This is a genomic window from Mycobacterium sp. EPa45 (genome assembly GCF_001021385.1).
GTDB lineage: Bacteria > Actinomycetota > Actinomycetes > Mycobacteriales > Mycobacteriaceae > Mycobacterium.
Genome location: NZ_CP011773.1, coordinates 342119 through 366164, shown reverse-complemented (window position 1 = coordinate 366164; position 24046 = coordinate 342119). Strand labels below are relative to the sequence as shown.

General features: G+C 67.7%; 19 protein-coding genes and 1 pseudogene. 9 read left to right on the top strand and 11 right to left on the bottom strand.

The window, feature by feature from the left end; translation table 11 throughout:
• Positions 1 to 6 precede the first annotated feature (6 nt).
• Positions 7 to 927, bottom strand: coding sequence for an acyl dehydratase (locus tag AB431_RS01775; protein ID WP_235435985.1), 921 nt, complete (start codon positions 925 to 927; stop codon positions 7 to 9).
• A gap of 169 nt (positions 928 to 1096) precedes the next feature.
• On the opposite strand from AB431_RS01775, the gene AB431_RS01770 reads away from it, so the two are divergent.
• Both AB431_RS01770 and AB431_RS01765 read left to right on the top strand, forming a co-directional pair.
• A complete protein-coding gene (locus AB431_RS01770) occupies positions 1097 to 2254 on the top strand; it encodes an acyl-CoA dehydrogenase family protein (protein ID WP_047328498.1) in 1158 nt (385 codons plus the stop codon).
• A 4-nt stretch (positions 2255 to 2258) separates the two neighbouring features.
• Positions 2259 to 3050, top strand: a complete 792-nt coding sequence (locus tag AB431_RS01765) for a GntR family transcriptional regulator (RefSeq protein ID WP_047328497.1) — start codon at positions 2259 to 2261, stop codon at positions 3048 to 3050.
• On the opposite strand, the gene AB431_RS01760 is transcribed toward AB431_RS01765, so the two are convergent.
• From AB431_RS01760 to AB431_RS01740, 5 genes are all read right to left on the bottom strand, one after another.
• On the bottom strand, positions 3028 to 3981 hold the full coding sequence (locus AB431_RS01760) for an enoyl-CoA hydratase/isomerase family protein (protein ID WP_047328496.1): 954 nt from the start codon (positions 3979 to 3981) through the stop codon (positions 3028 to 3030). The genes AB431_RS01765 and AB431_RS01760 overlap by 23 nt on opposite strands.
• Complete coding sequence (fadD4, locus tag AB431_RS01755) at positions 3982 to 5517, bottom strand: fatty-acid--CoA ligase FadD4 (protein WP_047328495.1); 1536 nt, start codon at positions 5515 to 5517, stop codon at positions 3982 to 3984. It abuts the gene before it with no gap.
• A 64-nt stretch (positions 5518 to 5581) separates the two neighbouring features.
• Positions 5582 to 7408, bottom strand: a complete 1827-nt coding sequence (locus tag AB431_RS01750; RefSeq protein WP_047328494.1) for a phosphoenolpyruvate carboxykinase (GTP) — start codon at positions 7406 to 7408, stop codon at positions 5582 to 5584.
• Positions 7409 to 7532: 124 nt separating this feature from the next.
• Complete coding sequence (locus AB431_RS01745; RefSeq protein WP_047332973.1) at positions 7533 to 8993, bottom strand: hypothetical protein; 1461 nt, start codon at positions 8991 to 8993, stop codon at positions 7533 to 7535.
• Positions 8990 to 9865: a hypothetical protein gene (locus AB431_RS01740; RefSeq protein WP_047328493.1), complete on the bottom strand. Its 876-nt coding sequence runs from the start codon at positions 9863 to 9865 to the stop codon at positions 8990 to 8992. Before AB431_RS01740 ends, AB431_RS01745 begins: the two co-directional genes overlap by 4 nt.
• A 111-nt stretch (positions 9866 to 9976) precedes the next feature.
• Between AB431_RS01740 and trmB the strand changes: the two genes are divergently transcribed.
• From trmB to AB431_RS01725, 3 genes are read left to right on the top strand one after another with little or no spacing between them, the layout of a single operon-like run.
• Positions 9977 to 10717: a tRNA (guanosine(46)-N7)-methyltransferase TrmB gene (gene trmB, locus AB431_RS01735; RefSeq protein ID WP_235435984.1), complete on the top strand. Its 741-nt coding sequence runs from the start codon at positions 9977 to 9979 to the stop codon at positions 10715 to 10717.
• A 5-nt stretch (positions 10718 to 10722) separates the two neighbouring features.
• Entirely contained in the window at positions 10723 to 11403 is a 681-nt protein-coding gene (locus tag AB431_RS01730; RefSeq protein WP_369803106.1) for an NYN domain-containing protein, read from the top strand.
• Positions 11404 to 11452: 49 nt separating this feature from the next.
• The gene (locus AB431_RS01725; protein WP_047328491.1) at positions 11453 to 14419 is read left to right on the top strand and encodes an MMPL family transporter; all 2967 of its coding nucleotides are present in this window, start codon (positions 11453 to 11455) and stop codon (positions 14417 to 14419) included.
• Between the two features lie 48 nt (positions 14420 to 14467).
• On the opposite strand, the gene AB431_RS01720 is transcribed toward AB431_RS01725, so the two are convergent.
• On the bottom strand, positions 14468 to 15622 hold the full coding sequence (locus AB431_RS01720; protein WP_047328490.1) for an AI-2E family transporter: 1155 nt from the start codon (positions 15620 to 15622) through the stop codon (positions 14468 to 14470).
• 304 nt (positions 15623 to 15926) lie between these two features.
• Here AB431_RS01720 and AB431_RS30705 point away from each other — a divergent pair, with 304 nt between their 5' ends.
• The 4 genes and pseudogenes from AB431_RS30705 (at position 15927) to AB431_RS01700 (ending at position 20685) form a co-directional block, all read left to right on the top strand.
• The gene (locus AB431_RS30705) at positions 15927 to 17606 is read left to right on the top strand and encodes a PE family protein (protein ID WP_158423498.1); all 1680 of its coding nucleotides are present in this window, start codon (positions 15927 to 15929) and stop codon (positions 17604 to 17606) included.
• 2 nt (positions 17607 to 17608) lie between these two features.
• On the top strand, positions 17609 to 19042 hold the full coding sequence (locus AB431_RS29335) for an Ig-like domain-containing protein (RefSeq protein ID WP_052960148.1): 1434 nt from the start codon (positions 17609 to 17611) through the stop codon (positions 19040 to 19042).
• 68 nt (positions 19043 to 19110) lie between these two features.
• A pseudogene (locus tag AB431_RS01705) lies at positions 19111 to 20282 on the top strand (YbhN family protein).
• A gap of 25 nt (positions 20283 to 20307) precedes the next feature.
• Positions 20308 to 20685 (top strand): DUF3054 domain-containing protein, encoded by a 378-nt coding sequence (locus AB431_RS01700; protein ID WP_047328488.1) that lies wholly within the window; start codon positions 20308 to 20310, stop codon positions 20683 to 20685.
• On the opposite strand, the gene AB431_RS01695 is transcribed toward AB431_RS01700, so the two are convergent.
• From AB431_RS01695 to AB431_RS01680, 4 genes are all read right to left on the bottom strand, one after another.
• Entirely contained in the window at positions 20682 to 22010 is a 1329-nt protein-coding gene (locus AB431_RS01695) for a HAMP domain-containing sensor histidine kinase (RefSeq protein ID WP_235435799.1), read from the bottom strand. The two genes, AB431_RS01700 and AB431_RS01695, sit on opposite strands and share 4 nt — an antisense overlap.
• A 7-nt stretch (positions 22011 to 22017) precedes the next feature.
• The gene (locus AB431_RS01690; RefSeq protein ID WP_170310646.1) at positions 22018 to 22686 is read right to left on the bottom strand and encodes a response regulator transcription factor; all 669 of its coding nucleotides are present in this window, start codon (positions 22684 to 22686) and stop codon (positions 22018 to 22020) included.
• 57 nt (positions 22687 to 22743) lie between these two features.
• Positions 22744 to 23115: a heme-binding protein gene (locus tag AB431_RS01685; RefSeq protein ID WP_047328485.1), complete on the bottom strand. Its 372-nt coding sequence runs from the start codon at positions 23113 to 23115 to the stop codon at positions 22744 to 22746.
• A 164-nt stretch (positions 23116 to 23279) separates the two neighbouring features.
• Positions 23280 to 23774: a hemophore gene (locus tag AB431_RS01680; protein ID WP_047328484.1), complete on the bottom strand. Its 495-nt coding sequence runs from the start codon at positions 23772 to 23774 to the stop codon at positions 23280 to 23282.
• Between the last annotated feature and the right edge of the window lie 272 nt (positions 23775 to 24046).

The window sequence follows — 24046 nt, the reverse complement described above, 5'->3', positions numbered from 1 at the left end:
GGCCACCTAGAACTGCAGGGCCGTGAATCGCCAGTCCAGCACCTGACGGTCGTCGCCCTCGTCGGCTGCGGCATAGACCACCGAACGCAGGGTCAGCACGCCGCCGCGATCATCGGGCAGCGGTTCGGCGGCTTCGATATGCAGCTCGCTGTACAAGGTGTCGCCCTCATGCACCGGACCGGTGTGGTCGCAGGACGCCCAGCCCAGCACGGTCACGAGATTCGGCAGCAGCCGGCTCGCCTGGGCCAGGGCCAGCCCGATGGTGTGGCCGCCGTAGACCAAACGCTGACCGCTGACACGCGAATCATGGTGTGTAGCAGCGATGTTCAGGCTCAGCCGGGCCAGCTCCGGCGCGGAGCTCACGACATCGGCGGTGCTGCGTAGTACCGACCCCGCCATATCGGGGTAGAAGTGCGGGCCGGGAACACGCTCTCGGAACGCCGACGCGTTCCAGTCGGCCGCCGGCTCCGGCGCCGCAGGCAGCTCGGCGCCGATCAGCGACAGATCGTCGGCGTGGCCGGTGTCGGCGGCATCCGCGCTCAACGGCAGCATCGCGCAGCGGTAGAAGTCCAGCACCAGACGGCCGACCTGGTCGATGGTGGTCATCCGCAGCGCCGCCAGCCCCGTCGGCGCCCGGCCGGGCTTGGCGCTGTTCTGCCGCAGCCCCACCACCTCGGTGCGGGTGAACACGCTGTCGCCGATGACCGGATAGCGGTAGAACGTCAACCCGCGGTAGAACAGGTTGGCCTTGACGCGCTGGGTGACCAGCGTGCTCTGACCAATCGCGACATCGCACACCAGCGCCGGATGCGCCAGCGGGGCATTGGTACCGACCACGGCGTACGCCAAATCCGCATCCAGAGACAGCCGCAGACGATCCCCGAGGATGGCCTGATGAGCCGCGGCGGCACCGGAGGTCAACGTCATCGACGGCGCCCAATCGAAGACCTGGCCGACGACCAGATCGTCGAAGTAGGGTCCCCCGGCCTCGCCGCCGCCGATATGGCCGTACAAAGTCACAGTCGCTCATACTGGTACTTCCCCGCAGTTCGTGTCAATATGGCCGTACATTTCACGACCTTTTGGAGCGGCCCACGTGATCACAGCACTCAACGACGAAGAGACCATGCTGGTGGAGACCGTGCGGGCGTTCATCGACCGTGACGTCAAGCCGTCGGTTCGCGAGGTCGAGCACGCCAACACATACCCGGAGTCGTGGATCGAGCAGATGAAGCAGATCGGGGTCTACGGCCTGGCGATCAGCGAGCAGTACGGCGGCAACCCGGTGTCGATGCCCTGCTACGTCGAGGTCACCCAGGAACTCGCGCGCGGCTGGATGAGCCTGGCCGGCGCGATGGGCGGACACACCGTGGTGGCCAAGCTGCTGGAGATCTTCGGCACCGAGGCGCAGAAGCAGACCTACCTGCCGAAGATGGCCACCGGCGAGGTACGCGCGACGATGGCGCTGACAGAGCCGGGCGGCGGATCGGATCTGCAGAACATGGCATGCGTCGCCCGCCGCGACGGCGATGACCTGGTGATCACCGGGGCCAAGACCTGGATCAGCAATGCCCGCCGGTCCGGCCTGATCGCCCTGCTGTGCAAGACCGATCCGCAGGCCACCCCGCGGCACAAGGGCATCTCGGTGGTGCTCGTCGAGTCACCGACCCCCGGACTGACGATCTCGCGCGACCTGCCCAAGCTCGGTTACAAAGGCGTCGAGTCCTGCGAGCTGGCCTTCGACGACTGCCGGGTACCGGCGTCGGCGATCCTGGGCGGCGAGCCGGGTCGCGGATTCGGCCAGATGATGAAAGGCCTTGAGACCGGCCGCATCCAGGTCGCCTCCCGCGCCCTTGGCGTGGCGACGGCAGCCCTTGAGGACGCGCTGGCGTACGCACAGGACCGGGAGAGTTTCGGCCAGCCGATCTGGAAGCATCAGGCCGTCGGCAATTACCTCGCCGATATGGCGACCAAGCTCACCGCAGCTCGCCAGCTCACTCGCCACGCCGCCGAGCGCTACGACAGTGGGGGCCGCTGCGACATGGAAGCCGGGATGGCCAAACTGTTCGCTTCGGAGGTGGCGATGGAGATCGCGCTGAACGCGGTGCGCATCCATGGTGGCTACGGCTACTCCACCGAATACGACGTCGAACGCTACTTCCGCGACGCACCCCTGATGATCGTCGGTGAGGGCACCAACGAGATTCAGCGCAACGTCATCGCCGGTCAACTGGTGGCGCGCGGAGGCATTTGATGCCATGAAACCCGCACCCGCGTATCAGGTTCTACGGCAACGGCTTCGCGACGACATCGCGGCCGGGTCCTACCCCGAGGGGGTGCGCTTGCCGACCGAGTCGGAGCTCGTCGCCGAGCACGGGCTGTCCCGGCAGACGGTGCGCCGGGCGTTCCAGGATCTCGTGGCCGAAGGTGTGGTCTACCGGGTGCCGGGCCGCGGGACGTACGCCAACCGGGAATATCTTCCGGCGGGCAGGAGCGGAGCGACCCGGGAATATCTTCCGGCGGGCAGGAGCGGAGCGACCCGGGGATATTTGCGGCAATTGGGTTCCATCGAGGACCTGATGAGCCTGTCCGAAGACACCACGATGGAAGTGCTGCAGGGCCTTTCGCGTCGTGTCGACGTGACTGCGGCCAGCCGGCTTCGCCTCGACCACGACGTGGTCTACACGGTGGTGTTTCGCCGGCTGCACGATGGCGTCCCGTTCGTGGTGACCACCGTGCACCTGCCGGAGTCGGTGGCCCGGCTGGTGTTCGACTCTCCGGAGCTGGCCGACGGCGCGGTCGGTACCAACACCGTCATCGGCGTGCTGGAACCGCACCTCGACCAACCGATCGCCGAAGCGGCACAGTCGATCACGGTCGCGTGCGCCGACGACGTGGTCGCCGGCGCACTCGGCTGCCCACCGGAGCACCCGATGCTGCGGGTGGACCGGTTGTACTCCGATACCACCGGAACCCCGGTCGAGCTGGCGGTCAGCCAATTCTTGCCCGAGCAGTACACCTACCGGGTCACGCTGCGCCGCTCGAGCTGACCTCATCAACCAAACCCCACGCCAGCGCGGTGGCCGGGTCGATCGTCTGGCCCGAGAGAACCAAAAAGGCTGTGCGCCAACGGCCGATCCGCCGAGTGATGCTCACGGTGCCGCCTGCCCCGGGGATCAATCCCAGCGTCAGCTCCGGTAGCCCGAGGACCGCGTCGGGATCGCAGCGCACCCAGCCACAGAACGACGCCATCTCCAGCCCGCTGCCCAGCACGCGGCCGTGGATTTCGGCCCGGCACAACCGGCCGAGCCGCCCCGTCAGTTCGTCGAGAGCCAGCGCCGGGCTGTGCCGGGTTCGCGCGAGGTGAGCGCTGGCCGGGTCGGCGAACGTGCCGAACTCGCCGAGATCACCACCGCTGCAGAAGGATGCGCCGTTTCCGCCGAGCACCACCTCGGTGACTGTGTCGTCGAGCAGCGCGACGGTCAGCGCCTCCAACAGCAGTGCCCGCGCATCGGTACTGAACGCGTTGTGCCGCTGCGGCCGGTTGAACGTGATCCGAAGTGTGCCGCCGTCCCGCCCGGCGAGTACCGGGTCGGGGATGTCACGCAACGCTGCCGGCCCACGGGATTGTAGCCAGCGGGCGAACTCGGGTCCGGACTGCAGCGTCGAATACGCCAGTGATTCGGTGATAATGCCCGGCAACGCGGGACCTGTCACGTCCACCGACCGGAGCACGTCGTCACACACAGCAGCAGCGTGCGGCCAACGCGCGCAGCGCTCACGCAGCTCGGCCACCGTGTCGCTCACCGAATCCACCGTGACGAACCGGCGATCTTCCTGCTCACCCTCCGACAACGCGAAAGTGGATGTATCGAGCCAGAATTCACCTTCGGGTGTCGATGACTCCCCGACCGCTACCACGACGCCCGGCGGCCCGATAACCCCGATCGGGGGCGGGTCGCAGAGATCGATGAGACGCATCTAGCCGGTCGGCGCGGGCGAGTACTTGACGATCAGTTCCTGTTTGTACAGCTTGCCGGTGTCGGTGCGGGGCAATTCGGCCTCGAAGGAGATCGACCGCGGACATTTGTAGTGCGCCAGCCGATCTCGCAGCCACGCCAGCAGCTCCTCGGCGAATTCGTCCGTCGCCTCCGACGGATCGACCAACTGGACCACGCCTTTGACGCTTTGGCCCATCTCCTCGTCGGGCACGCCGAACACCGCGGCGTCCATCACCTTGGGGTGCGTGACCAACATGTTCTCGGCTTCCTGCGGATAGATGTTCACCCCGCCGGAGATGATCATGTGGTGGCGCCGGTCGGTGAGGTACAGATAGCCGTCCTCGTCGACGTAGCCGATGTCGCCGACAGTCATCCAGCCCTCGGAATGCCGCGCCGCAGCGGTCTTCTCGGAATCGTTGAGGTACTCGAAGGTATTACCGCCCTCGAAGTAGATCTCGCCGGGCTCTCCTGGGGGCAACTCATTGCCGTCCTCGTCGAGGATGTGCAGATTTCCCAGCATCGGCTTGCCGACCGAACCCGGATGGGCCAGCCACTCCTCGGCGCTGATCAACGTCGAGCCGATGGCCTCCGAAGAGGCGTAGTACTCGTCGACGATGGGTCCCCACCAGTCGATGATCTGCTTCTTGATCTCCACCGGGCACGGCGCCGCAGCATGCATGACGCGCTTCAGGCTGGAGATGTCGTACGAGTTACGCACGCTCTCAGGCAACTTCAACATTCTGGTGAACATCACCGGCACGAACTGGCCGTGGGTGACGTGGTAGCGCTGGATTGCGTCCAGAGTGCCCTCGGCGTCGAACTTCTCCAGCACCACGACCGTGATGCCGGCGCCCTGCATGGACATCGACCACACCGATGGCGCCGTGTGATACAACGGGGCCGGGCTCAGATAGATGCCGTCGGGGTCCATCCAGAACCCGACGAGAGCGCTCATCAGACCAGGGGCTTCCGACGGCGGCAGGTGGGGTAGCTCGCGCTTGATCCCCTTGGGGCGCCCGGTGGTTCCCGACGAGTACTGCAGCAGGTCGCCTTCGATCTCATCGCTGATGGGGGTGGTCGGCAGATCCGCAACACAGTCGGGGTAGGCCTGCCAGCCGTCGAGTTCGCCGTCCACGATCACGAGCAGCTTCGGCAGGCCGTCGGGCAATTCCGCGCCGAGGCCCGCGAGGGTCTCGCGCAGCGCCACCGACCCGATGATGGCCTTGGCCTCGCAATTGTTGATGATGTAGGCCGCCTCGGCAGCGGTCAGGTGGGTGTTGATCGGCACGTAGTACAGGCCGCTGCGGCGAGCCGCCCACATCACCGTGTGGAAATGCTCGTTGTTCTCCAGGAGCATCGCGACGGCGTCACCCTCGACCAGTCCGGCCTGGCGGAACAGGTGTGCCAGCTGGTTGGCCCGGGCTTCCATCTCGCCGAACGTGACGGTTTTTCCGGACGGGTACAAGATGACGGCCGGCTTGTCGGGAGTGGCCTGCGCATGCTCGCGGATCTGCATGGATGCACAATACGACAGAGCCAGTTGACAGGTGTCAACTGGCTCCTCGTTGTGCGCTCAGCGGTTAGGAACTTTCGGCGAGACGCTGCTTGAGCGCCTCGAACTCATCCTTCACCCCGGTCGGCAGCTTCTCGCCGACAAAGGAAAACCACTCCTCGATCTGCGGCAGCTCGTCGCGCCATTCCTGGACGTTGACCGCCAGCGCCTCGTTGACGTCCGCCGGATCGGCGTCCAGGCCTTCGAGATCCAGATCGCCGGCGCTGGGCACGATGCCGATCGGCGTGGTCGAACCGTTGGCCTTGCCCTCGACGCGCTCGATGATCCACTTCATCACGCGGCTGTTCTCTCCGAAGCCCGGCCACAGGAATCGGCCGTCGTCGCCACGGCGGAACCAGTTGACGAAGAAGATCTTCGGCATCTTGGACTCGTCGGCGTTCTTGCCGAGGTTGATCCAGTGGGCGAAGTAGTCGCCGACGTTGTAGCCGAGGAACGGCAGCATGGCCATCGGGTCGCGGCGGACGGTGCCGACCTTGCCCTCGGCGGCGGCGGTCTGCTCGGAACCGAGGGTGGCACCGATGAACACACCGTGCTGCCAATCGCGGGCCTGCGTCACCAGCGGCACCGTCGTCTTGCGGCGGCCGCCGAACAGAATGGCCGAGATCGGCACGCCCTGCGGGTCATCCCACTCCGGGGCCAGCGTCGGGCACTGCGACATCGGGGTGCAGTAACGCGAATTCGGGTGCGCGGCCTTCTCGTCGGAGTCGGGCGTCCAATCGTTGCCCTTCCAGTCGATGAGGTGCTGCGGGTCGCCCTCGAGGCCTTCCCACCACACGCCACCGTCGTCGGTCATCGCGACGTTGGTGAAGACGGTGTTACCGGCCGCGACGGTCTTCATCGCGTTCGGGTTCGAGCTCCAGTTGGTGCCCGGAGCCACACCGAAGAAGCCGAACTCCGGGTTGGTGGCGTACAGCCGGCCGTCCTTGCCGAAGCGCATCCACGCGATGTCGTCGCCGACGGTCTCGGCGCGCCAGCCGGGGATGGTCGGCTGCAGCATCGCGAGATTGGTCTTGCCGCAGGCCGACGGAAACGCGGCCGCGACGAAGTACGACTTGTTCTCCGGGGAGATGAGCTTGAGGATCAGCATGTGCTCGGCGAGCCAGCCCTCGTCGTGCGCCATCGCCGAGGCGATGCGCAGCGAGTAGCACTTCTTGCCCAGCAGCGCGTTGCCGCCGTAACCCGAACCGAAGCTCCAGATTTCACGGGTCTCCGGGAAGTGCGTGATGTATTTGGTGTCGTTGCACGGCCACGGCACGTCCTCTTCGCCCGGCTGCAGCGGCGCACCCAGCGAGTGCAGAGCCTTGACGAAGAAGCCGTCGTCGCCCATCTTCTCCAGCGCGGCCTTGCCCATGCGGGTCATCGTCCGCATGGAGACGACCACATATTCGGAGTCGGTGATCTCGACGCCGAGCTTGGGATCCTCAGCCCCGAGCGGGCCCATGCAGAACGGCACTACATACATGGTGCGGCCGCGCATCGAACCGCGGTAGAGGTCGGTCATGATGCCGCGCATCTCGGCCGGGTCCATCCAGTTGTTCGTGGGGCCGGCGTCGATCTCGCGCTCCGAGCAGATGAACGTGCGCGACTCGACGCGCGCCACGTCGGACGGGGCCGAGCGGGCGAGGTACGAGCTGGGCTCCTCGGAGTCGCTCAGCTTGGTGAAGGTCCCGGCGGCGACCAACTGGTCGCACAGCCGCTGGTACTCCTCTTCGGAACCGTCGGCGAAGACCACTTGGTCGGGCTGCGTGAGTTCGGCGACTTCCTGGACCCAAGCGAGCAGGCCCTCATGCTTGGTCGGTGCGTTATCCAGACCGGGAATGGTCGCTGAAGTCATCGCTCTATCTCCTGCTTACTTTTGTGGCCAGGACGCAGGCCGGTTTCCGCGCCGAGACACGGTCCTCCCTGAAAAGTAGGTTAACGCGGGTGAGATACCCGCGGTTAATCGGGATTATGTCCGATCACTCACAGGAACGATTCAGAAGCCCGTAATTGAGGGCATTGCATCGATTCAGTCTGGCGAGTTCCTCACGCACCGCCGTCAGCGCCCGGCCGATGACCGGTCCCTCCCGGTCGCGGGCCGCCGTGGCACGGGTCACGGCGAGCGCATGGTGGCGAATCTCGCGGTCGATCCGGGCCACCGAATCCCCGGTTCGCGCATTGTCCACGGCGTCGCGTTCGACGACGGCTCGGCCCAGCGATGCTTCGGCCGCCAGCACACAGCCGGCCACCCACTCCTCCAACGCGGCGCGCAGCCGGCCGGTCACCTCCGCCACCCAGCGGTCGAGCACCGCCCGGTCCTGCAACAGCCCGCGAACACCGACCACCCACAGCGTCACGACCACCCCGGTCACCGCCCCGCCGATGGCACCGCCGACCGCCCACCGCGGGGCGAGGTCGGCGAACACCCGGCTCAGCGTCAGTGCGACCCCGACGCCGAAGGCCGCACCGAACAGCAGCATCAGGCGGGTTTCGGGGCCGCGGGAGCGCACCGGCGCGGCACCTATGTCGACGACCGGGCGCGAGTCCACCGGGTCGACGGCCAGTCCCAGAACGTCGCCGATGTCGGTCAGCTGCCCGGTGGTTCCGTCGGCGACGTCGTCGGCCACCTCGGTGGCGCGGCGCCGAACCTCGTCGGGGAAGCCGACCACTGTGCGTCGACTCAGGGACGCGATGTCTTCCTGCAGCTCGGTCCGAACCGACGCACACCTGTTGCGGGCGAAGTAGGACAGCGCAAGCCGGGCTTGCTGAATCTGGCTGCGCAGGGCGATCATTCGCTGCGACTTGTCCGTCCGAAACTGCTGCAGAACCGCAGTGCGCTGCTCGTGCAGTGCGGCCAGCCGCGCCTCCCGGCCTGCGCCGGTCACCTCACGATCGAGTCGACGCGCCAGTGTCAGCAGTCGATTTTCCCACGCCCGCAATCGATTTCGTTGCTCCAAGGAGTCATCGTCGAGTGCATCCCGCACTGCGGCGACCACGTCGTCGACGACGGGTGCCCCCAGATCCGGCGCGGCGGCAGCACCCACCCAGGTCACATCGCAGTAGCGAGGCGCCCACTGAGTCAGTAGCGCGCGATCGGCGTCGAGCACCTCGCGCCAGGTGCGGTGCACGTCGATCTTGGCCACCACCCCGATCACCGTGTCGGTGTCGCCGGCAACGGAATCCAGCAGCACACAGTCCGACTCGGTCAGCGGGGCCGTCGCCGAAACCACGAACACCACCGCGGTCGGCGCCTCATTGGCGGCGAGCTCGTCGGCTTCGACCACGGTGTGTCCGGGCAGCTGCTCTCGCAGCGCGAGGGCCACACTGCTCGCGCCGGCCAGCCACGGACCGGCCACCAGCAGCACATCGCGGCGGACGATCGACGGCGCAGCCAGGTTCGGGTCGATCTGCGACAGCAGAGCGTCGACGGGCTCGGTCACGGTAGCGGCTCCGGGACGCCGCCGGCGCGTTCCCACAACCGCAGCGATCCGCGCGCGATATCGGCGCCGCAGCGGCCGTGCAGCCGCGAGACCGGTCCGCGCGAATACCGCTGCCACACGATCGCACGCCGCAGGTGCGCCGCGGCGCCGGCACCGCCGTCGACCGTCATGCCGGCGGCCCGCACCACCTCGATTGCCGCGGCCATTCTGGCGTCGACCGCCTCGTCCGTCGGGCAATCAGGCAGCCGTTCGTAGCGCACCGGCGCAGCCGCAGCATCGATACCGGCGAGCAGACCGTCGAGCGCGCTGGCCCGCCGCAGCGCGGCCAGGACCTCCGCGCGGCCCGCGCCGCCACGCAGCGCCAGCACCGCGTGCGCGATGCCGAACAGATCGAGGCGGGCAAGCAGCCGCTGGCGTAGCGAGCCCGGCAGACGGTGCTCGCCGGCCGCGAACCGGTCGGTGGAGCCCAGATCAGCCGGTTCGGTGATCAGCGCCCGCAGCCCGTCGAGCATCTCGTCGTCGACGACTGAGTCGTCCAGCGCAGCCACTGCGGCAAGGCCCACGAGCGGATACACCGGTACACCAGTGCGGTCCCCGAGCATCCGGCACCGTTCGGCGGCTGCCGCAACCGGTCCGGCGCCGCCGAAGCCGGTCAGATCGGCCTTGTTGAGGACGGCGACGACGGACCGTGTCGGTGTGCCGAGCGCGCGCAGGTCCTCGGGCTTCAGCGTCTCGGCGAACACGTAAACATCGAGGTCAGGCGTGCCAGGCACACTTGCCATCGCCACACCGGCCGCATGCAGCACCCGCGTCACCGTGCGCCGACCGCACCCGGGACGGCCGATCACGCTGACCCGCACCACACCGGACATGCTGACACCAGCGGGCCTGTGGCGCGAGCCACTACCAGGGGAAGGCAACTGTTGGGTATCAATCTGCACCACGAGGCGGGTACACCTCTGTTCATGAGCGACCATGGACTGATGCATGCGCAGCGCCAAGGGGGCTCAACCACGCCCGATGCCTGGCCAGCGCATCCGTATCCGCGCATCACCAGCTTTCGCTCGCGCCGCTCGACGTTGACCGAGGCGCAGCAGGACGCCTGGGACCGGCTGTGGCCGGAGATGGGCACCCAGGCGCGCATCGGTGAAAAACCCGCAGGGCTGTTGGACACCTCGGCGTGGTTCGGCAGACAGGCGCCCGTCGTCCTGGAAATCGGCTGCGGAACCGGGACGTCCACGCTCGGGATGGCGATGGCCGAACCGGACATCGACGTGGTGGCGGCCGAGGTCTACAAACGCGGACTCGCTCAGCTGCTCAGCGCCATCGACCGAGAGGGCGTGTCCAACATCCGGCTGGTCCGCGGCGACGCCGTCGACGTCCTGGAGCACATGTTCGGCCCCGGCTCGCTGACCGGAGTCCGGGTGTTCTTCCCCGACCCGTGGCCAAAATCACGTCATCACAAGCGCCGGCTGCTGCAGCCGCACACGATCGCGCTCATCGCCGACCGGCTGCAGCCGGGCGGAGTGCTGCACGCCGCCACCGATCACGCGGGGTACGCCGTGCAGATCGCCGAGGCCGGCGACGCCGAACCGCTGCTGCGCCGCGTCCAGCCCGGCGACGAGCTGCCGATTTCGGTTCGGCGCCCGACGACCAAATACGAGACCAAGGCGGCTCAAGCGGGCAGCGCGGTGGCCGAACTCTTGTGGGTGAGGCAGCGATGAGTGTGATGCACGACGCGGCGGCTCCGGCCCTGCCGGACGATGGCGATCAGCTGGTGAGCCCGCCAGTTCAGCGGGTACTTCTCGTCTGGGACGCACCCAACCTGGACATGGGCTTGGGCTCGATCCTCGGCGGCCGCCCCACGGCCGCACACCGGCCGCGATTCGACGCGTTGGGCCGTTGGCTGTTGGCCCGCACTGCCGAACTGTCGGCCGGCCACCCGGAAATCTCGGTGGAACCGGAGGCGACAGTGTTCACCAACATCGCGCCCGGCAGCGCGGACGTCGTCCGCCCCTGGGTGGAGGCGCTGCGCAACGTGGGCTTCGCGGTGTTCGCCAAGCCGAAGGTCGACGAGGACAGCGACGTCGACTCCGACATGCTCGCCCACATCGAACTCCGCCGCACCGAGGGCCTCGCCGCCGTGCTGGTCGCCTCGGCCGACGGGCAGGCGTTCCGCGCGCCGCTCGAGGAAATCGCCAGGGCGGGCACCCCGGCCTACGTGCTCGGATTTCGCGAACATGCCAGCTGGGCGTTAGCGTCGGATACCTTGGAGTTTGTCGACCTGGAGGACATTCCTGGTGTTTTCCGAGAGCCGCTGCCGCGAATCGGCCTAGATTCGCTCCCCGAGCAGGGGGCATGGTTGCAACCGTTCCGGCCGCTGTCCTCATTACTGACATCGCGCGTCTGAGTAGGAGAAACCGATGCGCAGGTCGCAGAAGATTTGGTTAGGAGCTTAGGTGTTCGCCTGGTGGGGTCGAACTGTGTATCGCTACCGATACATCGTGATCGCGGTCATGGTCGCGCTGTGCGTCGGCGGCGGCATCTACGGAGCCAGCCTCGGCAAGCACGTGACCCAGAGTGGCTTCTACGACGAGGGCAGCTCTTCGGTGAAGGCGTCGCTGATCGCCGACGCGGCCTACGGCCGAGACACGTCCGGCCACATCATCGCGATCTACACAGCACCGGACGGCAAGACCGTCGACGACCCGGACTTCCAGAAGAAGATCCTGGACAATCTCGCGCAGGTCGAGCGAGACCACCCCGACGAGATCCTGCGGTCGATCGGCTACTTCAAGAGCCCGCAGTTGCTGTCCAACATGGCCGACGCGAGCAAGAAGCACGCGTTCATGTCGATCCAGCTCAAGGGCAATGACGACGACACGATCCTGAACAATTACAAGAAGGTCGACAAGGACTTCTTCATCAAGGATGTCAACGTCAAGCTCGCGGGCCTGCAGCCGCTGGCCGCCGAGCTGACCGGCACCATCGGCGAGGACCAGCAGCGCGCCGAGGTGGCCGCCATTCCGCTGGTCGCGGTGCTGCTGTTCTTTGTCTTCGGCGGCGTGGTCGCCGCCAGCCTGCCCGCCATCATCGGCGGCCTGTCCATCCTCGGGGCGCTGGGCATCATGCGGTTGATCGCCCTCGTCACACCCGTGCACTTCTTCGCCCAACCGGTCGTGACCCTGATCGGCTTGGGTATCGCGATCGATTACGGGTTGTTCATCGTCAGCCGGTTCCGAGAAGAGATAGCCGAGGGCTACGACACCGAAGCAGCGGTCCGCCGGACGATGATGACGTCGGGACGCACGGTCATCTTCTCCGCGGTCATCATCGTGGCGTCGTCGCTGCCACTGCTGCTGTTCCCCCAGGGCTTCCTGAAGTCGATCACCTACGCGATCATCGCCTCGGTGATGCTGTCGGCGATTCTGTCGATCACCGTGCTGGCCGCGATCCTGGCCATCCTCGGCCCCAACGTCGACGCGCTCGGCGTCCGCACGCTGTTGCGGGTGCCGTTCCTGCGTAACTGGGGCTTCTCCCGCGCGATCATCGACTGGTTCGCCGAGAAGACCCAGAAGACCAAGACCCGCGAAGAGGTCGAGGCCGGCTTCTGGGGCAAGCTCGTCAACCGGGTGATGAAGCGCCCCATCCTGTTCGCCGCGCCGATCGTGATCTTCATGATCGTGTTGATCGTGCCGCTCGGGAAGCTGTCCCTGGGTGGCATCAGCGAGAAGTACCTGCCGCCGGACAACTCGGTGCGCACGGCTCAGGAGGAGTTCGACAAGATCTTCCCCGGCTTCCGCACCGAGCCGCTGACCCTGGTGATGAAGAACAACGACGGCCAACCGGTCACCGACCAGCAGGTCGCGGAGGTCCGCAACAAGGCAATGGCGGTCAGCGGGTTCACCGACCCGGACAACAACCCCGACGCCATGTGGAAGGAACGGTCCTACCTCGACGGGGCATCGAAGGATCCGTCGGTGCGGGTGATCCAGAACGGTCTGGTGAACCGCAACGACGCGGCCAAGAAGATCACCGAATTGCGGTCGATCACGCCACCCAAGGGGGTGTCGCTCTACGTGGGCGGCACACCTGCGCTGGAGCAGGACAGTATCCATAGCCTGTTCGCCAAGCTGCCGCTGATGGTCGTGCTCCTGATCGTGACGACGACGATCCTGATGTTCCTCGCGTTCGGCTCGCTGGTGCTGCCGATCAAGGCCGCGTTGATGAGCGCGCTCACGCTGGGCTCCACGATGGGCGTGCTCACCTGGATGTTCGTCGACGGCCACGGCTCCGGGGTGATGAACTACACGCCACAGCCACTGATGGCGCCGATGATCGGTTTGATCATCGCGGTGATCTACGGCCTGTCCACCGACTACGAGGTGTTCCTGGTCTCCCGCATGGTGGAGGCCCGAGAACGCGGCATGTCCACCACCGAGGCGATCCGGATCGGTACCGCGACCACCGGCCGCCTGATCACCGCGGCGGCCCTGGTGCTGGCCGTGGTCGCCGGCGCGTTCGTGTTCTCGGACTTGGTGATGATGAAGTACCTCGCGTTCGGTCTGCTGATCGCGCTGCTGCTGGATGCCACGATCGTTCGAATGTTCCTGGTGCCGGCGATCATGAAGATGCTCGGCGACGATTGCTGGTGGGCGCCGCGCTGGATGAAGCGTCTGCAGAACAGGATCGGTCTCGGCGAGACGCACCTGCCCGACGAGCGCAAGCGGCCGGTCGTGCGCGAGCCGGATCCCGCCCTGGTCGGTGCGGGCGCTCCTGCCCCGGCCGCCCGTCCCGTCCACGACCCGACCCATCCCGGCGAGGGCCGGGCGATGCCCCGTGTCGTGGGCCGCGCGGAATATCGCAATCCGCCGCCGCAGCAAGCACCGTCGGCGGCCGGGACCGCGCGGATGCCGGATCCCGTCGAGGCAACTACTGCCGGTGGGCAGGAGCGCAGCGACCGGGCGATTGCCGATGCCCCGACCACCCGCTTCTCGGTGGCCAAGAACGTCGTCAAGAACGCGGTGAACACCGCCACCTCGGCGGCCCGGCCCCACCGCCCGCCGGCGCCGCCGGCGCCGGACCGGGAGATCGAGTCGTGGCTGGGTGAGCTGCGGGGCAAGCCCGGCACCGGTCCGACTCCACCGCAGCCGCCGTCGGCCGAGCCCACGCATTCGATGTCGGCTCCGGAGGACACCACCACGGCGATCCCGGCCCCGCACGACCAGAACGGCACCGACGACGTCTCCCCCGCGGTCAGCGCCGAGGAGACCCGCGCCATCCCGGTCAGCCGCCCCGATCAGGGCGACTCCGAAGTGGCCACGGAGAAGCTGAATTCGCGCGGCAAGAAAGAGGGCGAGGAACGCCAGCGCCGCGGCGGCGGCATCAGCGCGGCGGATCTGTTGCGCCGCGAAGGGCGCTCGTAGTCAGACCGGAGAGCCGGTTGTCGCTCTGAGTCAGTCAGCCGCGGCCGGCTAGTCCTTGCGGCGTTTCGGCGGGACGACGTCGGCTTCGGCGTCGATGACGACGGCGTCGCCGCGCTCCTCGAGTTCGGCCGCTTCCTCGGCGGGGTCGTCGGCGACGAGCACGCGGATGGCGCTGTTGAGGAAGGCCAGCAGCGGCACCGACAACAGCGCGCCGACGATGCCGGCCAGTACGCCGCCGCCTGCGATCGCCAGCACGATCGCCAGCGGATGGATCGACACGGCACGGCCCATCACCAGGGGCTGCAGGATGTGCGCCTCCAGCTGCTGTACCGCGATGATCAGCCCAAGCGTGATCAGGGCATAGACGACGCCTTTGGCCAGCAGTGCCACCACCACCGCGAGGAACCCGGTGACCACCGCACCGACCAGCGGAATGAACGCACCGAGGAAGACCAGTGAGGCCAATGGCAGCGCCAGGGGGATGCCCATGATCGCCAGGCCGGTGCCGATGCCGACGGCGTCCACGAGCGCCACCAGGAACGTCGCCCGCACATAGCCGATCAGCGAGCCGAACCCCGCCCGCCCGGCGTCACGCACCCGCTCGCGGGTGTGTGACGGGACGATCTTGGTCACGAAGCCGTAGATGTTGCGGCCGCCGTGCAACAGGAAGATCAGCGTGAAGAACACCAGAAGCGCGCCGGTGACGATCTCGGTGAGCGTGGCCGCCGTGGACAGTGCGCCGGTGGTCAGCTTCTCCTGGTTGTCGCGCAGCGCCTTGATCGCAGTGTTGCCGGCGTTGTCGATCTGCTCGCGACTCAGGTGCGCAGGCCCCTCGATGAGCCAGCCACGAAGGCTGTCGATGCTGTGCGTGACCTGTTCGACCAGTCCGGGAAGGCCCGAAACGAATTGGCTGACAACGAAAGTCAGGATTCCGCCGAAGATGGCGAAGCCGGCCAACAGCACCAGGGCCACCGCCCCACCGCGCGGCGCACCGCGGCGGTCGAGCCAGTCCACGGCAGGCAACAGCAAGGCGGCCAGCATGGTCGCCAGGGCTACCGGTACGACGATGACCTCGAGGCGGCGGACGATCCACAGCAGCGCGACGATCGCCGCTCCGACCACGAGTAAACGCCACGACCACGCTGCAGCTTTGCGGAGGAAGGGATCGACCGATTCGTCGTCAGCAGCTCGAGTCACCGGCATGCGGCCAAGCCTAGTGGGAGTGGGCTCTTACGCTGAATGGAACCTGGGTTTCGTCGCAATCGCCCGGTCACGCGCCAGCGGCGAATCAGCAAAACAAACGGCGGCGATATTTGCGCCGACAAGCACACTGAAATCGTTTATAGACGACGGCGTGAATTGGTTTTAAGCTCCATTTGCTGCGTCGCCGAAACCGGTTGCGACCGCTGGCGTTCCTGATGACTCGGATCCCAAACGGGGGGGTTGGTTCGTGGATTCTGTCGGCTCAAAATCAGGTCGTACAAGCGCTGAATCGAATGTGATGCGGTTGAGTCGCGTCGAGTTCGGCCTTGCCGTCCTTGGTAATTCGCACGCCTTGGCCTGGCTGGGTGCATCCGTGGTGGCGCTGGGCGTCGGCGCCGCCATCGCGTCGATGCCCGCGGTGGCTTCCGCTGACGCGACCGGGTCGGCGGGAGCGAAGGGGCCGTCGAGTTCGAGTAGCTCCGCATCGGCGGGGCCGTCGAAATCGACCGGACATTCGGCCGCACAGAAGTCCGGTGCCCGCGCGAAACCGTCGAACACGGGGTCGGACACAGCAACATCGAGCAAGAAGGCGGCGGGTAACCGGCTCGCCACACCGGCAGCGGCCGTCGCGAACGTGTCGGCACTCCCCACGCCGGAAGCAGCAGCTGCGAACCTCATCAGCTTCTTCGTCGGCGATGGCACCGCAGCGCACCCGAACGCCGGGATCCTGTCCGGCAACGGCTATTCGTGGACCGCCGATACCTGCGCGTCGAACACGGCCTGCCAGGGCGGTAACAGCGGCATATTCGGCAACGGCGGCGCCGGTTTCAATGGCGGTGCAGGCGGACACGCGGGCTGGTTCGGCAACGGCGGCGCTGGCGGAGCCGGCGTGGCCACACTGAACAGCGGCGACGGCGGCAACGGCGGACGCGGCGGATTGATGTCCGGCAACGGTGGCGCCGGCGGCGCAGGTGCACAGGCGGTAGCCGGTTCCTTCGGCGGTAACGGCGGTGCCGCCGGGCTGTCCGGTGACGGTGGTGCGGGCGGCGCGGGCGGAACGTCGACGGGTGCATTTGCCGGCGGAACCGGTGGACACGGCGGCACCGGCGGTTTGGTGACCGGCAACGGCGGCGCGGGTGGCGCCGGTGGAAACGCGATCCTGAACGGCCAGACCGGCGGCGTGGGTGGGTCGGGTGGCGACACCGCGGCCACGTCCCTGTGGGGCATCGGCGGCCAGGGAGGTGCCGGCGGCAAGGCTTCGTTCGGTGGCCGCGGTGGTGATGGCGGAAGTGGCGGGGTGCTCTCGCTCTTGGCATTCGGCGGTAATGGCGGCGCCGGCGGGGACAGTCCGGAGAAGGGCATCACGGCCACCGACCACGGCGGTACCGGCGGCAATGGCGGCCGCGGCGGCTTGTGGGCGGGCAGCGGTGGAGCCGGTGGTGCTGGCGGTGCCGGTGGTGGCGACGGCGGGAATGGCGGCAGCGTCGGCGCGCTCTCGCTCTTCGGTGCCGGCGGTGACGGCGGTGACGGTGGCAAGGGCCAGGGCGGCGTGGTCGGCATCAATGGCTCCGACCCCGACAAGACGCCCGGCAACAAGGTTGACGGTGGCACCGGCGGGTCCGGTGGCGCCGGGGGCACGGGTGGTCACGGCGGCAACGGCAGCGCGTTCATCGGAACGGGCGGCAACGGCGGCAGTGGTGGCGCAGGTGGTGACGGCGGCCCGGGTGGAAAGGGCTATGGCCCGGACGAAAAGACCATCGATGCGGCCCTCATCGACGGCGGCAACGGCGGCGACGGCGGCAACGGCGGAGCCGGCGGGGCCCTCGGCGGCGCGCCGGGTACCGGCCGATTCCTGTTCATCGCCTCGAACGGCACGCCGGGCAGCAGCGGCGCCGGCGGCAAGGGTGGAGAGGGCGGCAAGGGCGGCGACGGCCGCGTGTCCGCCGACAAGGCGACCGGCGGTTCGGGCGGCAAGTGGCGGTAAGGGTGGCGACGGCGCGGTCAACCGGAGGTGTCGGCGGCAACGGCGCGAACGGAGCCACTCACGGCGGCGCCGCGGGTAACGGCGGTGGCGGCGGTAACGCAGGCGAAGGCGGCCAGGGCGGCGGTCAGGGCGGCGTCGGCGGAGCCGGCGGTGGTGCTGGCAACGCCGGCGACAGCGCGGCGGCCACCGGCGGCGGCAGCGGCGGTTCGGGTGGTAATGGCGGTAAGGGCGGCAACGGCGGAACCGGCGGACAAGGCGGAGGAGCCGGCCAGGCAACCGAAGGTGGCAGTCCGGACGGGGCGGGGGGCCAGGCCGGCACCCGGGGCGCCAACGGCTCGCCGACCGCGGCTGCGGCGGCTGTCGCCGCGGTGTCGGCCCACGCTCAGCCGGCAACCCCGGCGGCGGTGTTCGAGGAGATCGGCCGCCGACTCGCCTACATCTTCTTCAACCGCGCTCCCAGCGCCGGTCCCGAGATCGGCGGTCAGGACGGGACCGACAAGCAGATCACCGTGACCGTCGGCGGCTCTGCCAACAACGGCTACGGGGTGACCTACACGATCAAGGATCAGCCAAAGTATGGGACCGTGACCGCCGGCGAGGCTCCCGGAACGTTCGTCTACACGGCAAATCAGTCGTTGATCCAGCCGGGCATCACCGATTCCTTCACGGTCAGGATCGACAACGGAAGCGACGCCAGGCTCCCCGGATTCGCCGGCCTGCTGCAGGATGCGCTGCACAACTTCGCCATCCGAATCGGCGCCGCGAAATCCGACACCATCGACGAGAAGGTCACGGTCACTGTCACCGGCACCGGGGTGTACGGAAACGCCGAAGACGCCAAGCAGTACTGGGTGAGTCAGAGCTATTCCAACTGCGTCCTGCAAGCGGCCGCGGCGGCGGTGTCGCAAGCCACCAAGACCCCGCCTCCGTCTGACATCGAGCAGCAGTGGGTCGACTGGGCGAAGACCACCGACAGCGTCGCGAACCCAGGATCGAAGATGTATCTAGACCAGAACACCGACGAAGCCGCCGATCCGGCGGACGCGCGGGTGTTGATGCAGATGCATTACAACGTCACCGTGGCTGCCAAGGAGTATGCGCAGACCCAGGCCGGTGGCCAGGAAGCGCTTCGCGACCTCCAGGCCGCGCTGGCCGAGGGCAAAGCCGTGGTGGTCGGGTATCCCGTCGCGATCGTCTGGGGTGGGGCCGGGATCGGGTACGAGAAGGACGACGACGACAGCTACACCGACGCCGACCACGCCGCCGTGGTCACTGAAGTCGATATGAAAAAGGGCTTGGTGTACGTCAACGACAGCTCGATGACCGAGAACAATGCCCCGGTCGGACAGGGCAAGGCTCTCCCGATCGGGGTGTTCATGGCCGGCTGGCAGGTATCGAAGTACGGTCTGACGACGGTCGGACCCAAGACGCTCTGACCAGCCCGACATCCCGTGCCGGACACCGTCGCGGGATGTCGACGGCGTTACTCTGATCGGCGTGTCCTATGACGCGTCGGTCAACACCGCCCGCGAGGATCACGAACCCCCGGCACGCGGGAAGTACTGGTGGGTCCGCTGGGCGGTGCTCGTCCTCGCGCTGGTCGTGCTGGTCGTCGAGGCCACCCTGGTGTGGGATCAGCTGGCCAAAGCCTGGATGAGCCTGTTCTCGGCCAACGGCTGGTGGGTGCTGGCGGCGGCCGCCGCGGCCATGCTGTCGATGCACAGTTTCGCCCAGATCCAGCGGACGCTGTTGCGCTCGGCCGGGGTGATCGTGCACCAGTGGCGCTCCGAGGCGACGTTCTACGCCGGTAACGCCCTGAGCACCACGATGCCGGGTGGGCCGGTGCTCTCGGCCACGTTCAGTTACCGGCAGCAGCGGCTCTGGGGCGCCTCTCCGCTGGTCGCGTCCTGGCAGCTGGTGATGTCGGGTGCGCTGCAGGTCGTGGGTCTGGCACTGCTGGGCCTTGGCGGCGCATTCCTGTTGGGCGCCAAGAACAATCCGTTCTCGCTGTTGTTCACTCTTGGCGGGTTCATCGCCCTGTTGCTGCTCGCGCAGGCGGTGGCCACCCGGCCCGAACTCATCGACGGCATCGGTGTGAAGGTCCTCGGCTGGGTCAATTCGGTGCGCAACAAGCCCGCCGACACCGGGCTGCACAAGTGGCGCGAGACGCTCAAGCAACTTGAGTCGGTCAGCCTGAGCCGCCGCACCCTCGGGGTGGCGTTCGGCTGGTCGTTCTTCAACTGGGTCTGCGACGTGGCGTGCCTGGCCTTCGCCGCCTACGCCACCGGTGGGAAGCCGTCGCTGGCCGGGCTGACCGTCGCCTACGCCGCGGCCCGCGCGGTCGGGTCGATTCCGCTGATGCCGGGTGGTCTGCTCGTGGTGGAGGCCGTGCTGGTACCCGGGCTGGTGTCCAGCGGGATGGCGCTGTCCGCGGCGATCTCGGCGATGCTGATCTATCGCCTGGTCAGCTGGATCTTCATCTCGACCATCGGGTGGGTGGTGTTCTTCTTCGTGTTCCGCACCGAAGGAGCCCTGGACCCGGACGCCGTCGCCGACGAGATCGCGGCCGCGGAGGCCGAAAGCGAGGGCGCTGCCGTCGACGATCCGGCCGACACCGCGCTCCAGGGACCCTTGCCGCCGCCGTGCCCGGACGCCGACGACGAACCCCGGGACTGAGGTATCGGTGTGCTTGAATCCGAGCATGGCAGTTCGTACCGACACCCGCCCGGTCGCGCTGGCGCTGGCCGGTGACATCGTCTGCGTCGTGGTGTTCTGCGCGATCGGTCGCCGCAGCCACGCCGAAGGCCTCACGCTCCCCGGAATCGCCGAGACCGCATGGCCTTTTCTGTCCGGCACTCTGGCCGGCTGGCTGATCTCCCGCGGCTGGCGTGCGCCGACCGCGATCGCACCGACCGGCGTGATCGTCTGGCTGGCCACGGTCATCGTCGGAATGTTGTTGCGCAAGGCGAGTTCTCAGGGCGTGGCGACGAGCTTCATCATCGTCGCATCGATCGTCACCGCGCTGTTGCTGTTGGGCTGGCGCGCCGTGGCGGCCGTCGTGCGCAGACGCAGTACTTAAACCTGCCCGGCCGGGGCGGCCGGCTCGGGAGCCGTCGACACCGTCAACACGGCACGCAATCCGCCGAGCGGGCCGTCGGACAGCTCGATACTGCCGCCATGCAGGGCGGCCTGCTGGGCCACCAGCGCCAGGCCGAGACCCGAACCGCCGGCGGTGGCGGTGCTGCCACGAGCGAAGCGGCCCAACACTTTTCGATGTTCCTCGGCGGGCAGACCGCGGCCGTTGTCGTCCACGGTGATGGCCAGCAGCGGCCCCTCGCGGCGGGCGCGCAGCACGATGCGGGTGGCCTCGCCGTGGGTGATCGCGTTGCGCACCAGGTTGTCCACGGCCAGCCGCAAGCCGGCCGGCCAGCCCCACACCGTGCCTGCCTCGTCGGCTTCCACGATGATCTCGCTCACCCCGGAGCGGATGTTCTCGCGGGCTACCCGGTCAAGCATCTCCGCGACATCGATCGTCTCGCGATCCTCGGCGCGGGCCAGCTGCCCGGAGGCCAACTGACCCAGCGCGGTGATGATCGCCTCGACCCGGCGCTGCGCGCGGGACAGGTCGGCCACCACCTCCTCGCGTTCGTCGGGTGGCAGATCGTGAATCCGCAGCGTGTCCAGATCGGCCCGCATCGCGGTCAGCGGCGTGCGTAGTTCGTGGGCGGCATTGGCCGCGAAATCCTGGGCCGCCTGAAGCGAATTCGTGGTCGCCGCTTGGGCATCCGCAAGCCGGTTCAGCATTGCGATCATCGCCTCGGAGAGATCCTCGGCCTCCCGCGAGCCGTGCACCGGATCCAGCCGGTCATGGCCCGTGCCCAGCCGCCTGGTCTGCTCGGTGAGCTTCAGCAGCGGCCGGATCGCCGGCCCGGCCAGGATCCAGCCCAGCGCGAGCGCGACCATCACGGCCAGGCACACGATCAACACGTAGAGCGGAATCCTGGCGCGGCTCAACAGAATGCTGTCGGCACGGATACCGATGGAGACCAAGATCCCGCCGGACTGCTCGACGGTCACCGTCCGCACCCGATAGTCGACGTTGTTGACGGTGACCGTCGCGGTTCCCGGTGGCAGCGGCGGCAGCTGGAACCCGCGCTGGAACATGACCTGGCCGGTCGACCGTGATCGTCCCGTCGTGACCACCCGGCTGGGATCGCGCAGTTGTTCGGGATACATGCTGGCGTCGACGATCGAATCGAGACGCTTATCCAGTTGCGCCTCATCGTTGTTCGCCAGCACGATCGAGGTCAGCACGGCCAGCAGGGCAACTACGATCGCGGCGGCGAGCGCGGCCGCCAGGGCAACCCGGCTGCGCAGGGACAGGCTCTGGCCCAGCGAACTCACGACCGGCTCACGGCTCCGACCGAAGGACATACCCGATGCCACGCACCGTGTGGATCACCCGAGGCACACCCTCGCGTTCGAGTTTGCGGCGCAGATAACTGATGAAGACGTCGGCAACGTTGGTGTCGACGTCAAAGTCGTAGCCCCACACCAACTCCAGCAGTCGCTGCCGGGACAGCACCACACCGGAGTTCTCGGCCAACACCGCCAGGAGGTCGAACTCGCGCTTGGTCAGCTCAACCCGGTCGCCGTTGACGAACACCAGCCGTCTGGCGGTGTCGATCGTGAGCGGTCCGATCGTGACGGCGTCGGAACCCTCATGCGAATGCGAGGCCCGCCGCAGCAGTGCGTGCAGCCTGGCCACCAGCTCGCCCAGATCGAACGGCTTGGTCAGATAGTCGTCGGCACCCGCCTCCAGACCGGCGATGCGGTCATTGACCGTGTCGCGTGCCGACAGCACGCAGATCGGAATGTCGTTGCCCAGCGCGCGCAGCGCGGTCACCACTGCCACACCGTCGAGCTCGGGCATCTGGACGTCGAGCACCAGTGCGTCGTGATTCTCATTCGCCAACAGCCGCAACGCTTCCTTGCCAGTCGCCGCGACCCGGACGTCGAACCCGGAATGCCGCAAGCCACGGGCCACCGAAGTCCGGACATCCGGGTCGTCGTCGACCATCAGGACGGTGCGGCCGGCGCCTTCCTGCGCGGGCTGCTGTCCTACCCGCACCGCGTTCTAAGCGCCAGGAACGTCGGGAGCGCTACCGCAGCGGTTCTTCAGATCGACCAGCGGCTGACGAATGCCCTGCAGGTCGGCCTTCACCGAGGGGTTGTAGTCCAGGTACTGCTTCACCTCGGACCGGATGGTGTCACGCGGCGCACCCTCCAGACCGGTGAAGAACGCGTTGACGTCCGGGTGCGTGAACAGGTACGCCGAGGTCGAGGCGGATACACCCGCGGCCACTCCGGCAAGGTCGGCGGCGGTGCAGTTCGGCGGCGGATCGGCCAGCGCGGACGGGGCTGCGCCAATTAGCATCGCGCCGGCGACGGCGCCCGTGCCGATCGCTCCGACGACCGCGCGACGGGCCAGACGGGCATTAAGCAACATGCTCGGACTCCTTAGCGTAGGGAGAAGCAGTGCCAGTAACCGCTACTGACAGGGGAAAGCTAAGCAGAATTGCTGCAGACTTTCGCGCCTTGAGCTTAACCAATCGTGAGAATGTTCCGACGTAGCTGCTCAGGGCCTTTCCAGGAGATTCCGGGCCGCGCCGGTCACCGAGTGCCGGTGCTGGCCGGACCGGGTAACGGACCGTTGCCCAGCGGGGCGGGACTGCCGGTGGCCGGGGCCTGCGCGCCGGCCTGAGCCGACTGCAACAGAGAGAGCAGCTGCGGCAGGCTCACCGGCAACTTGCACTGCGTGGACATACTCGTCAACGGCTGCTGGATCGCCTGCAAGTCCTTGGCCGCCTGCGGGTTGGCGTCGAAGTAGGTCTTCAGCGCCACCACGGTCTGGGGGCCGGCCTGCTGCTGGGAGATCGTCGTCAGCGCCTGGTTGGTCTGCGGGTGGGCATCCAAATACGTCCCGGTGTTGGTGGCCACCGTGCCGACGGTCTTGGCGAGCTGGCTGGCCGCGCACGGATCCTGGGCCGCGGTCGCCGACGACGTGGAGAGCGTCAGTGCGGCCGCGCCGCCGGCCGCGGTCGCGGCCAGCACAGCGCACAGACCGCGGCGAACGCCGGCGATCGACGAGATGATGGGCGCAGGCATGGGGGCTCCTCGAATTCGCTGACGTATCGATGACGTCGCTCCGCTGCGCAGCAACGCTGCGACTCGGCACGGTCCCCGACCCCTGGCGTGGTCATCGGACATCCTGCCACCGGCAACGGTTGGGCCGCCAATCGAGCTCGGGTAACGAAGGCCTGATCAGGAGGTCTCAATCCAGCTAAGACGCCGATCACGACAGGTCAGCGCACAGTCTTCTGCGGTACGCTCGCAACCACGCAATCCGGGGAGAATGCGGGGAGATCGCCATCCAGCAG

Excerpts from the sequence above, each read along its gene's own strand:
- AB431_RS01730 (WP_369803106.1), top strand. The coding sequence starts at position 10,723 with ATGCACGACGCGGCGGCTCCGGCCCTGCCGGACGATGGCGATCAGCTG.
- AB431_RS01750 (WP_047328494.1), bottom strand. The coding sequence starts at position 7,408 with ATGACTTCAGCGACCATTCCCGGTCTGGATAACGCACCGACCAAGCAT.
- AB431_RS01685 (WP_047328485.1), bottom strand. The coding sequence starts at position 23,115 with ATGTTGCTTAATGCCCGTCTGGCCCGTCGCGCGGTCGTCGGAGCGATC.
- trmB (WP_235435984.1), top strand. The coding sequence starts at position 9,977 with ATGCATGCGCAGCGCCAAGGGGGCTCAACCACGCCCGATGCCTGGCCA.
- fadD4 (WP_047328495.1), bottom strand. The coding sequence starts at position 5,517 with ATGCAGATCCGCGAGCATGCGCAGGCCACTCCCGACAAGCCGGCCGTC.
- AB431_RS01700 (WP_047328488.1), top strand. The coding sequence starts at position 20,308 with ATGGCAGTTCGTACCGACACCCGCCCGGTCGCGCTGGCGCTGGCCGGT.
- AB431_RS01765 (WP_047328497.1), top strand. The coding sequence starts at position 2,259 with ATGAAACCCGCACCCGCGTATCAGGTTCTACGGCAACGGCTTCGCGAC.
- AB431_RS01720 (WP_047328490.1), bottom strand. The coding sequence starts at position 15,622 with ATGCCGGTGACTCGAGCTGCTGACGACGAATCGGTCGATCCCTTCCTC.
- AB431_RS01680 (WP_047328484.1), bottom strand. The coding sequence starts at position 23,774 with ATGCCTGCGCCCATCATCTCGTCGATCGCCGGCGTTCGCCGCGGTCTG.
- AB431_RS01690 (WP_170310646.1), bottom strand. The coding sequence starts at position 22,686 with ATGGTCGACGACGACCCGGATGTCCGGACTTCGGTGGCCCGTGGCTTG.
- AB431_RS01740 (WP_047328493.1), bottom strand. The coding sequence starts at position 9,865 with ATGTCCGGTGTGGTGCGGGTCAGCGTGATCGGCCGTCCCGGGTGCGGT.
- AB431_RS01760 (WP_047328496.1), bottom strand. The coding sequence starts at position 3,981 with ATGCGTCTCATCGATCTCTGCGACCCGCCCCCGATCGGGGTTATCGGG.
- AB431_RS01775 (WP_235435985.1), bottom strand. The coding sequence starts at position 927 with ATGACGTTGACCTCCGGTGCCGCCGCGGCTCATCAGGCCATCCTCGGG.